The organism is Ruthenibacterium sp. (assembly GCF_017421385.1).
Taxonomy (GTDB): domain Bacteria; phylum Bacillota; class Clostridia; order Oscillospirales; family Ruminococcaceae; genus Ruthenibacterium; species Ruthenibacterium lactatiformans.
In genome coordinates this window covers 150,381-160,805 of sequence record NZ_JAFOIN010000092.1, presented here as the reverse complement: position 1 = coordinate 160,805, position 10,425 = coordinate 150,381, and the positions used below count along the sequence as shown (strand labels likewise).

Genomic DNA, 10,425 nt, shown 5'->3' with positions numbered 1-10,425 from the left:
GAGTTCCTCGACTCTGTTTACGCAGCCGAAGGCTGCGGCAGCATCGCCCAGGACGGAAGCCAGCGGCTTCCATCCTGACCGACGCTCTGATTCACTAAGTTCTACCGTGCAGGTGTCCAACTTACACTTGCAATTTGCGAAAAGAAAAGAGGAAAGAAAATGCACATCAGAAAGAAAGATTTATTTATGGGCCTGATAGGGCTTTCGATGATGCTCGGCAGTACGTTTTCGCCGGAGCAGCTGTCGGAGCTTGTGGATGAACTGCGCGCCATGCGGTAAGAAAGGAAGATGGGAAATGCCCGAATACAGATTAAAAACACCGGCGCTCGCGCGCAAGGTTGTTGGCCTTTACAGGAAAATTGAACAAGGGACGGTGTTGGCCTACAAAAAGATAGAGGACAGATTCGTGGATGCTTTTCTGGAAAAGGCGGAAAATGCTGCGCAGAAAGAGGATGAAGAAGCGCAGGCTGATGCAGGCACCAGGGATTGAATCGCGGCAGATTTCCACAGGCTGGTCTTGCATCTGCCGTTCTTACCCTGTATGATAAAGAAAAGCTGACGATTCAGGATGCGCGGGGAGTGATACGAATGGATGCAGTCCTGCTGCAGCGTCTGGCGCAGATCACTGAGGAAGAACGGGAGCTGCTGCAGGGCCGTGGTGTGGACCGGGCGCTGTACGCCTCGGGCCGTGCGTTTGAGGTGGATGCGGCAAAGATGCTGGGGAAGGGAAAGCTGATGTCCATCCGCCCCCATACGCGCTTCGCACCGTTTCCGAGGCACAGCCACAATTATGTGGAGATCATGTATATGTGCCGTGGAAAAACGGTGCACCGCATCGACGGGGATGCGCTTGTGACGCTGGAGGCCGGGGAGCTTTTGTTCCTGAACCGGCACGCGAGCCATGCCATCCAGCGGGCGGACGCGGGCGATATCGCCGTCAATTTTATTGTGCTGCCCCAGTTCTTTGACGAGGCGTTCAATATGGCGGGGATGGACAATGTTCTTTCGCGTTTTTTACTGGGGGAACTGTACACCGGAGGGGCTGCCGTCAGCTATCTGCATTTTCGGGTGCGGGAGGTGCTGCCGGTGCAGAATCTTGTGGAGAATATGGTGTGGACGTTGGTGAACCGCCAGCCGGGTGCCCGGCGTATCAATCAGGTGACGATGGGGCTTTTGCTGCTGCAGCTGATGCATTATACGGAATGCATTGACATGTCCCGGAACGGCAGCATCCGCAGCCCGATGGTGGAGGCCGCGCTGCGGGAAATCGAAGAGAACTACCGTGCGGCGAGCCTCACCGATGTGGCGGCTGCATTTCATGTGGGTCTGCCTTATCTGAGTGCGGAAGTGAAGCGTGCCACGGGAAGCACCTTCAAGGAGCTTCTGCTGCACAAGCGGCTGGACAAAGCGGCGCGTCTGCTGCGGGAGACGCGGCTCACCATACAGGAGGTCTGCGCTGAGGTCGGGTATGACAACACCAGCTATTTCCACCGTGTGTTCCGGCGGCGGTATGGCAAAAGCCCCAAGGAATACCGGTCAGAATTGTGGAAAACAGAAAATGCAACATGAATATGCGAAATAAGGACGCGGTTATTTTGAAAACCGCGTCCTTATTTTGTTTTCGCCTGTGCAGTATAATGAAAGAAGAGCACGGCAGAGCCGTGCCGGAACACCCGAACCGGGCAGAACGAGCAGGAGGGATCATGTGAAATATCATCTTGCCATCGACATCGGCGCATCCTCCGGGCGCCATATTTTGGGCCATGTGGAGAAAGGCTGCATGATGCTGGAGGAGATCTACCGCTTCGATAACATTCAGGTGCGGAAAAACGGGCATGACTGCTGGAATACGGAACAGCTGTGGCAAAGCATTCTGGAGGGACTGCGCGCGTGCAAGGCTGTAAATAAGGTTCCCGAAACCATGGGTATAGACACCTGGGCCGTGGATTTTGTGCTGATGGGAGCCGACGGCAGGCCTGTGAGCGACGCCGTGGCGTATCGGGACAAACGCACGAAAGGCGCGATGGAACAGGCGGAACGTGGCCTGCCGTTCCCGGAGCTGTACGCCCGCACGGGTATCCAGAAGCAGGTGTTCAATACCGCGTATCAGCTGACGGCTTTGCAGCGTGAGCACCCGGAACAGCTGGCCGCTGCCAGCCGTCTGCTGATGATACCGGAATATTTCAATTATCTGCTCACAGGCAATATGCTGAACGAATATACGAACGCAACGTCCACCGCGCTGGTGAACGCTTATACCAGGGGTTGGGACGACACGGTCATTGCAGCGCTGGGGCTGCCCCGGCGCATCTTTGGTCCGCTGAATTTGCCGGGCGCACGGGTGGGGCGCTTTACCGGGGAGGTGCAGGGCGCAGTTGGGTTCGACTGCGACGTGCTGCTGCCTGCTACGCATGATACCGGCAGTGCATTTCTGGCCGTGCCGGCCCGGGATGAAAACGCGGTGTATATTTCCAGCGGAACCTGGAGCCTGCTGGGCGTGGAAAACGAAGCCCCCATTACCGGCGAGGCGAGTATGCTGGCCAATTTTACGAATGAAGGCGGTTACAGGTACCGCTACCGTTATCTGAAAAATATCATGGGCCTTTGGATGATCCAGTCCATCCGGCGCGAGTTGAACGGCGTTTCTTATGTGGAGGGTTCAAAAAAAACGGCGGCACAGCGGCAGTGGAGTTATGCGGAGCTGGAGGCGGAGGCGCGCGGATGTGCGGATTTTACGTCCCGGGTTGACGTCAATGACAGCAGCTTCCTTGCACCGGAGAGTATGACCGATGCGGTGAAGCAATTTTGCGTACAGACCGGACAGTCGGTGCCGCAAACCGTCGGCGAGCTGATGCAATGTGTATATGTCAGCCTGGCCGCCGGATATGCGGGCGCTGTTCGGGAGCTGTCCGCGCTGACGGGAAAAGTATATACCAGTATCAACATTGTGGGCGGCGGCAGCAAGGACGGTTATCTGAATGAGCTGACGGCACGGACCACAGGTCTTCCGGTGTTCGCCGGGCCCACGGAGGGGACGGCGTTGGGAAACCTGATGGCACAGTTCATCGCAGCGGGTGAGTTTGATGACTTGGAGGCTGCCAGGGCGGCGATCCGACAAAGCTTTGATATCAAGGAGGTAACACCATGAATGATTATGAGAACGCAAAAGCCTGTTACAGGCGCTTCGGCGTTGATGTGGAACGCGCGCTGGCACGGCTGGCGGAGAAAGCCATTTCCATCCACTGCTGGCAGGGAGACGACGTGGCGGGCTTCGACCAGAAGGATGGTAAGGCTGGCGATGGCATCCAGACAACAGGCAACTACCCCGGCAAAGCCCGTAATTTTGAAGAGCTGAAAGCCGATTTCCTGAAAGCTGCCGGCCTTATCCCGGGCAAAAAACGCATCAACCTGCATGCGAGCTATGCCGTGTTCCCGGAAGGGGAGTGGGTGGACCGCGACAGGCTGGAATACAAATACTTTGTTCCGTGGGTGGATTTTGCGAAAGAAAACAGCTTGGGGATCGATTTTAACCCGACCTGCTTTTCGCACCCCATGGTGAAGGACGGGCTGACGCTGTCTCATCCGGACGAGGCGGTGCGCCGTTTCTGGATCGACCACTGCAAGGCCAGCCGGCGCATTGCACAGCGTATCGGCGAAGAGCTGGGGGATCAGGTGCTCAACAATGTATGGGTGCCGGACGGCTTCAAGGATATTCCGGCGGACCGCATGGGCCCGCGGCTGCGCCTGAAGGCGGCGCTGGACGAGGTGTTTGCAGAGCCGTGCCCCAACGTCATAGACTGTGTAGAGAGCAAGGTGTTCGGCATCGGGCTGGAAAGCATGACCGTAGGCTCCAATGAGTTTTACACGGCGTATGCAGCCACACACCCGGGTGTGTATAATCTGCTGGATGCGGGCCATTACCATCCCACGGAACTCATAAGCGACAAGATCCCGGCCATGCTGTGCTTCTTTGACAAGGTGCCGCTGCATGTTACGCGCCCGGTTCGCTGGGATTCGGACCATGTGGTGCTGTTCGACGATGAAACACGGGAAATCATGAAAGAGGTCGTGCGCAACGACGCGCTGGACCGGGTGCTTATCGGTCTTGATTTCTTCGATGCCTCCATCAACCGTGTGGCAGCCTGGGTGGTGGGCACGCGCAGCGCGCAGAAGGCGCTGTTGTTTGCTCTGCTGCAGCCGGATGAAAAGCTCAGGCAGCTGCAGGACGGGGCGAACTTCACAGAGAAAATGGTGCTGATGGAAGAAGCGAAGACGCTTCCCTTCGGTGACGTCTGGGCAGAATACTGCCGCCGGCAGGGCGTGCCCGCAGACGGAGATTGGTATGCCGCGGTGACACAGTACGAAAAAGAAGTTTTAAGCAGAAGAGGGTAACAGCAATGGGAATTTTGGATGTAAAAATCGTGCAGGACTATATCCGCATGTGCACGGACGGTTGGGAGCAGGGCTGGCACGAGCGTAACGGCGGAAATCTGACCTACCGCATGCGGCCGGAGGAGGTAGAGCAGTGCCGTCCTTACTTCCGAACGGCGGGAGAATGGGTGAGCATGGGTGTAACGGGGAAGAACCTGGCGGGGGAATACTTTCTCACCACGGGCAGCGGCAAGTATTTCCGCAACGTCGCGTTGGACCCGGCACATAATATCGGTATCGTAGAGATCGACAGCGCAGGCGGAGCCTGGCGTATCGTATGGGGCCTGGAAGACGGCGCAAAGCCGACCAGCGAATTCCCGAGCCACTTTATGAACCACAGCGTGCGTGCGGCCGCGACGGAGGGGGTATACCGTGTTATTTATCATGCCCACACGCCGAACCTGATCGCTATGACATATGTCCTGCCGCTGACGGCGCGGGATTTCACCCGTGCCTTGTGGCAGAGCGCTACAGAATGCCCGGTGGTTTTCCCGGGCGGTGTGGGCGTCGTACCCTGGATGGTGCCGGGCGGCGCAGACATCGCCATAGCTACGTCGGAATTAATGAAACAGTACGACGCAGCGGTATGGGCGCATCACGGTTTGTTTTGTTCCGGCCCGGATTTTGATACCACCTTCGGCTTGATGCATACCATTGAAAAGGCGGCACAGATATGGGTTCTGGCACAAAGCGCAGGGCAGGGGAAAATATGTCAGACCATCTCGGACGACAATCTGCGCGCCATCGCAGGAGAATTCGGTGTTACGCTTAACGAGGCGTTTCTTGACTGAGCCTGTGCGTAAAAAACGGCTGTCTGTGCTGCGCAAAAAATTCGCTTGCGTCCTGCAAGCCTGCGTGCTATAATGACATCAGGCTGAAAAGGCATATATTTCCAATTTTGCTTTTGTGCCTTGGAATGCCGGACAGAAAGAAGAAATAAATGGAGGTTTTGCTGCAATGAAGAAATATGTCTGCACTGTTTGCGGGTACATCTACGATGAGGCGGCTGGCGACCCCGATAACGGCGTGGAGCCGGGCACCAAGTGGGAGGATGTTCCCGAAGACTGGGTCTGCCCTGTTTGCGGCGTGGGCAAAGATCAGTTTGAAGAAGCCTGATTTTTGAAGCAACTGAATAAATGCCCTCCGGCAGAGTAGTCCGCCGGAGGGCATTTTTACATACTTACATACAGGGAAACGCGCTGCTGTGATCGGGAACTATTTTGCAAAGCAGCCCCGTCCCAAATATCTGGCGCCGGAGCCAAGTTCTTCTTCGATGCGCAGCAGCTGGTTGTATTTGGCCACGCGTTCGGTGCGGCTGGGTGCGCCTGTTTTGATCTGGCCGGCATTCAATGCTACGGAAAGGTCCGCGATGGTGGTATCCTCTGTCTCGCCGGAGCGATGAGAGACGATGGCTGTATAGCCGGCGCGTTTCGCCAGCTTGACAGCCTGCATGGTCTCTGTCAGAGTACCGATCTGATTCAGTTTAATAAGGATAGAATTCCCGCATTTCCGGTCGATGCCTTTCTGAAGACGCTGCGTGTTGGTGACAAAAAAGTCGTCTCCCACCAACTGCACCTGGCTCCCCAGCACCTCCGTGAGCTTTTTCCACCCGTCCCAGTCCTCTTCATCCAACGCGTCCTCAATCGACCGGATGGGATATTTTTCGCACAGAGCTTTCCAGTGATCGATCAGTTCATCTGTGGTGAAGTGCGTTTTTTTCTTTGGCAGGAAATAGCCGTTTTCATCTTTCCATTCGCTGGAGGCTGCGTCCATAGCCAGTACAAAATCCTCGCCGGGGCGGTAACCAGCAGCCTCAATGGCGCGCAGCAGATATTGGATGGCTTCTTCGTCGCTCTCAAGATTCGGCGCGTAGCCGCCTTCGTCGCCGACAGCGGTGGAGTGCCCTTCCGCTTTCAGAATCGCGGCCAGTTTGTGGAACACCTCGGTGCACCAACGAAGCCCCTCGTGAAAACTGGGCGCGCCTACCGGCATGATCATGAATTCCTGTACATCGATATTATTGGCTGCGTGCGCGCCGCCGTTGAGAATGTTCATCATCGGTACAGGAAGTACATCGGCGCTGACGCCGCCCAAAAACCGGTACAGGGGAAGGCCCAGCGCGTTTGCCGCGGCCCGGGCACTGGCGAGAGAAACCGCCAAAATCGCGTTTGCGCCAAGCCGGGATTTGTCCGGCGTACCGTCCAGGCGAAGCATGGCCGTGTCGATCGCCCCGGTATGGGAAGCGTCCATGCCAGTCAGTGCGGCGCATATTTCAGTGTTGATATTTTTCACAGCGCGCAGCACGCCCTTTCCGCCGAAACGGGCGGGGTCTGCATCGCGCAGCTCCAAAGCTTCAAATTGTCCGGTCGAAGCGCCGCTGGGGACGGCAGCTGTGCCGCTGACGCCGTTTTGCAAAAGGACGACCGCCTCAACCGTGGGGTTTCCCCGGGAATCAATAATTTCGCGTCCGTGAATGCTTTGAATCATTAAGCTCATAAAAGCGCTCCCTTTCCATAATGTCTCAATAAAACGATTAGCATATGCTAACTATTTTAAGTATACCTGATAAGTATGAATGATTCAAGGGGAATTTGGCGCATATCAAAAAAATTGGGGCAATATTCCGGCAGGGAGCAGAAAAGGCGGCGGCAGGTATCTGCCGCTGCCCAACAGGATATACACAGTCTGTTCAGCGTGTACCTGGGTCCTCGGAGTTTTTCTGTGCATGGAGCAGCAGTTTTTCAAAAGTTTCCTCGCTCAGGTCATGCTCAACTTTGCAGGCGTCTGCCGCAGCGGTCTCCTGGCTCACGCCCAGGCGGACAAAGAATTCCGTCAGCAGCTTGTGGCGGCCGTAAATTCGGGCTGCAATTTTGTGGCCCGCGGGTGTGAGGGTGATAAAACCTTCAGCATCCACTTCGATATAGCCGTTTTCCCGGAGCTTTTTCATGGCGATGCTGACACTCGCTTTGGTATAATCCAGCTCGTTCGCAATATCAATGGAGCGCACGAAGCCTTTGCGCTCTTTTAACATTAAAATGCTTTCCAAATAATCCTCGGATGATTCATGGATCTGCATGCGTGTGCCTCCCTTTGACACATTATTGATAATTAAAGAGTAGCATAATCCCGAACTTTTAGCAAGTTCGGGAAAAATGGAGCAAAATTATGGGGTTAGCTATTGACAACTTTGGTTAGTCGTGGTAAACTTCATGCTGTTGAAAGAGGTTAGTTAAAACTAACTTTTGCGCTTGAACAGCGTTTGGGAAGGAGGCAAGGGGAGTGATGCCTTTGACGATGGCAAAACCGGGCGAAACGGTGACGATTCGAAAAATTACCGGCAAGGACGAAGTGCGTCAGCATCTGGCGGAGTTGGGATTCGTAGTAGACGGTTCTGTCACGGTGGTGAGCGAGATTGCGGGAAATCTGATTCTTCAGGTGAAGGAAAGCCGTATCGCGCTGGACAGAACATTGGCGAACCGTGTGATGATTTAAAGGAGGAACCGAAATGAAAACACTGAAGGACGCAAAGGTGGGAGAGACCGTAAGGGTGAAAAAACTGTACGGCGAGGGCCCGGTAAAGCGGCGTATCATGGACATGGGAATCACCAGAGGCGTTGACCTGCATGTGCGCAAGGTAGCCCCGCTGGGTGATCCGATGGAGCTAAACGTGCGCGGATATGAACTGAGCGTACGCAAGGCTGATGCGGAAATGATCGAGGTTGAATGAGTGTCCGTTTCTGCAAAGGGGTTAGTGTAAGCTAACAACTGCTGGCGGCTCATGAATAAGAGGAGGCAGAGAAATGAGTATCACCATTGCGCTTGCCGGAAACCCGAACTGCGGCAAGACAACCATGTTCAATGACCTGACAGGGTCAAATCAGTACGTTGGCAACTGGCCTGGCGTTACCGTGGAAAAAAAGGAAGGCCGGTTGAAAGGGCATAAGGATGTCGTCATCCAGGATCTGCCCGGCATTTATTCCCTCAGCCCCTATACTCTGGAGGAAGTGGTCGCTCGCGGATTTCTGGTGAAAGAAAAACCGGATGCGATCATCAACATTGTGGACGGCACCAACGTGGAGCGCAATCTTTACCTTACCACACAGCTGCTGGAGCTGGGTATCCCTGTGGTCATCGCGGTGAATATGATTGATATCGTGCGCAAAAACGGAGACAAAATCGACCTCGCGAAGCTGGGCGCAGAGCTTGGATGCGCGGTGATGGAAACGAGCGCCTTGAAGGGCGAGGGCAGTATGGCGGTTGCGGAAAAAGCCATCGCCATCGCCTCGGGCCGCGCGGCCAATGAGCAGCCCCATGTGTTTACGGGAAGTGTGGAGCATGCCATTGCCCACATCGAAGAATCCATCTCCGACAAAGTGGATGCGCAGAACCTGCGCTGGTACGCTATCAAGCTTTTTGAGCGCGATGAAAAAGTGGCTGCGGAGCTGGACCTCGGCAGCCGTCTGATGACGCATTTGGAGACACATATCAAAGACTGCGAAAAAGAGCTGGACGACGATGCGGAAAGCATCATCACAAACCAGCGTTATGCATACATCAGCAAGGTTGTAGACCACTGTGTGAAAAAGAAGGCGGCCAGACACAGCATGACGGCTTCCGACAAGATCGACCGTATCGTAACAAACCGCGTTCTGGCGCTACCGATTTTTGCCGTAGTCATGTATCTGGTCTATTGGATCGCCATGGGACCGTTCGGCAGCTTTTTGACGGACTGGACAAACGATGTATTTGCCGCTGAATGGCTGCAGGGCGGAGCGGCCGCGCTGTTGGAGGGCTGGGGCGTGGCCGGCTGGCTCACGGGCCTTATCGTCGACGGCATCATCGGCGGTGTGGGCGCGGTGCTGGGCTTTGTGCCTCAGATGCTTGTACTGTTCCTGATGCTCTCCGTTCTGGAGGACATCGGTTACATGGCCCGCATTGCATTTATTCTGGACCGTGTTTTCCGCAAATTCGGCCTCTCGGGAAAGAGTTTCATCCCAATGCTCATCGGCTCCGGCTGCGGCGTGCCGGGTGTTATGGCGTCCCGCACCATTGAAAATGACCGCGACCGCAAGATGACCATTATGACCACCTGCTTTATCCCGTGCGGTGCGAAAATGCCCATCATCGGCCTGTTTGCGGGAGCGTTGTTCGGCGGCAGCGGCCTTGTGGCTGTAAGTGCATACTTCATTGGTGTGGCAGCTATTGTTATCAGCGGCATTATGCTGAAGAAAACAAAGCCTTTCGCGGGCGAACCGGCGCCCTTTGTCATGGAACTGCCCGCTTATCATGTGCCAAGTGCGAAAAACGTGCTGCATGCCACATGGGAGCGTGGCTGGAGCTTCATTAAACGCGCAGGCACCATCATTCTTGCTTCCTCCGTTGTATTGTGGTTTCTGCAGGGCTTTGGCTTTACGGACGGCTCCTTTGGCATGGTGGAGGACAACAACAGCAGCCTGCTTGCTGTTGTCGGCAGCGCTGTGTCCTTCATCTTTGCGCCGCTTGGCTTTGGTGATTGGCAGTCCACCGTGGCTACCGTCACAGGCCTGATTGCCAAGGAAAACGTGGTGTCGACTTTCGGCGTGCTGTTTCATGTGGGCGAAGAAGTTGCGGAAGATGACGCGAATCTCTGGTCTGCCGTCGCGCTGCATTATACGCAGCTGTCCGCATACAGCTTTATGCTGTTCAATTTGCTGTGTGCGCCGTGCTTCGCCGCTATGGGCGCCATCAAGCGCGAAATGAACAACGGGAAATGGACGCTCGCGGCCATCGGATACATGTGTGTGTTTGCCTATGCTGTTTCGCTCATCACCTATCAGTTGGGAGGTCTTATCACAGGCGAGACTGCGTTCGGGGCCGGCACTGTTGCCGCTCTGTTGGTTCTTGCATTCCTGATCTACATGCTGGTACGCCCCAATCAATACAACGCGGATTATAAGCGCGGTGGGGCAGCCTCCGGCAAGCTGAACGGCAAGATCAATGTTTGATGATGCCGTG

At 55.4% G+C, this 10,425-nt stretch carries 11 protein-coding genes; 9 read left to right on the top strand and 2 right to left on the bottom strand.

All coding sequences use genetic code 11. The features are described from left to right. Window positions 1–256: 256 nt before the first annotated feature. From IIY41_RS11725 to rd, 6 genes are all read left to right on the top strand, one after another. Entirely contained in the window at window positions 257–490 is a 234-nt protein-coding gene (locus tag IIY41_RS11725; RefSeq protein WP_287400855.1) for a hypothetical protein, read from the top strand. A gap of 98 nt (window positions 491–588) precedes the next feature. Further along, window positions 589–1,569 (top strand): AraC family transcriptional regulator, encoded by a 981-nt coding sequence (locus IIY41_RS11720; RefSeq protein ID WP_055080855.1) that lies wholly within the window; start codon window positions 589–591, stop codon window positions 1,567–1,569. 136 nt (window positions 1,570–1,705) lie between these two features. After that, window positions 1,706–3,148 (top strand): rhamnulokinase, encoded by a 1,443-nt coding sequence (locus IIY41_RS11715; RefSeq protein ID WP_287400850.1) that lies wholly within the window; start codon window positions 1,706–1,708, stop codon window positions 3,146–3,148. Continuing rightward, complete coding sequence (locus IIY41_RS11710; protein ID WP_055080853.1) at window positions 3,145–4,392, top strand: L-rhamnose isomerase; 1,248 nt, start codon at window positions 3,145–3,147, stop codon at window positions 4,390–4,392. The genes IIY41_RS11715 and IIY41_RS11710 overlap by 4 nt, the downstream gene beginning before the upstream one ends. A 5-nt stretch (window positions 4,393–4,397) precedes the next feature. Further along, window positions 4,398–5,222 (top strand): rhamnulose-1-phosphate aldolase, encoded by an 825-nt coding sequence (rhaD, locus tag IIY41_RS11705; protein ID WP_055080852.1) that lies wholly within the window; start codon window positions 4,398–4,400, stop codon window positions 5,220–5,222. 166 nt (window positions 5,223–5,388) lie between these two features. Then, on the top strand, window positions 5,389–5,547 hold the full coding sequence (gene rd / locus IIY41_RS11700) for a rubredoxin (protein ID WP_009325829.1): 159 nt from the start codon (window positions 5,389–5,391) through the stop codon (window positions 5,545–5,547). Between the two features lie 99 nt (window positions 5,548–5,646). Here the strand turns inward: rd and eno are convergent, their stop codons facing one another. Both eno and IIY41_RS11690 read right to left on the bottom strand, forming a co-directional pair. Further along, window positions 5,647–6,927 (bottom strand): phosphopyruvate hydratase, encoded by a 1,281-nt coding sequence (gene eno, locus IIY41_RS11695; RefSeq protein ID WP_055080851.1) that lies wholly within the window; start codon window positions 6,925–6,927, stop codon window positions 5,647–5,649. A gap of 193 nt (window positions 6,928–7,120) precedes the next feature. Further along, window positions 7,121–7,507, bottom strand: a complete 387-nt coding sequence (locus IIY41_RS11690; RefSeq protein WP_009325827.1) for a metal-dependent transcriptional regulator — start codon at window positions 7,505–7,507, stop codon at window positions 7,121–7,123. 203 nt (window positions 7,508–7,710) lie between these two features. Between IIY41_RS11690 and IIY41_RS11685 the strand changes: the two genes are divergently transcribed. From IIY41_RS11685 to feoB, 3 genes are all read left to right on the top strand, one after another. Then, on the top strand, window positions 7,711–7,923 hold the full coding sequence (locus IIY41_RS11685; RefSeq protein WP_040910281.1) for a FeoA family protein: 213 nt from the start codon (window positions 7,711–7,713) through the stop codon (window positions 7,921–7,923). 13 nt (window positions 7,924–7,936) lie between these two features. After that, window positions 7,937–8,158, top strand: coding sequence for a FeoA family protein (locus IIY41_RS11680; RefSeq protein WP_009325825.1), 222 nt, complete (start codon window positions 7,937–7,939; stop codon window positions 8,156–8,158). A 73-nt stretch (window positions 8,159–8,231) separates the two neighbouring features. After that, window positions 8,232–10,415: a ferrous iron transport protein B gene (gene feoB / locus IIY41_RS11675; protein WP_155200994.1), complete on the top strand. Its 2,184-nt coding sequence runs from the start codon at window positions 8,232–8,234 to the stop codon at window positions 10,413–10,415. The last annotated feature ends 10 nt before the right edge of the window (window positions 10,416–10,425 follow it).

Excerpts from the sequence above, each read along its gene's own strand:
- IIY41_RS11725 (WP_287400855.1), top strand. The coding sequence starts at position 257 with ATGAACTGCGCGCCATGCGGTAAGAAAGGAAGATGGGAAATGCCCGAA.
- IIY41_RS11720 (WP_055080855.1), top strand. The coding sequence starts at position 589 with ATGGATGCAGTCCTGCTGCAGCGTCTGGCGCAGATCACTGAGGAAGAA.
- IIY41_RS11710 (WP_055080853.1), top strand. The coding sequence starts at position 3,145 with ATGAATGATTATGAGAACGCAAAAGCCTGTTACAGGCGCTTCGGCGTT.
- rhaD (WP_055080852.1), top strand. The coding sequence starts at position 4,398 with ATGGGAATTTTGGATGTAAAAATCGTGCAGGACTATATCCGCATGTGC.
- rd (WP_009325829.1), top strand. The coding sequence starts at position 5,389 with ATGAAGAAATATGTCTGCACTGTTTGCGGGTACATCTACGATGAGGCG.
- eno (WP_055080851.1), bottom strand. The coding sequence starts at position 6,927 with ATGAGCTTAATGATTCAAAGCATTCACGGACGCGAAATTATTGATTCC.
- IIY41_RS11690 (WP_009325827.1), bottom strand. The coding sequence starts at position 7,507 with ATGCAGATCCATGAATCATCCGAGGATTATTTGGAAAGCATTTTAATG.
- IIY41_RS11680 (WP_009325825.1), top strand. The coding sequence starts at position 7,937 with ATGAAAACACTGAAGGACGCAAAGGTGGGAGAGACCGTAAGGGTGAAA.
- feoB (WP_155200994.1), top strand. The coding sequence starts at position 8,232 with ATGAGTATCACCATTGCGCTTGCCGGAAACCCGAACTGCGGCAAGACA.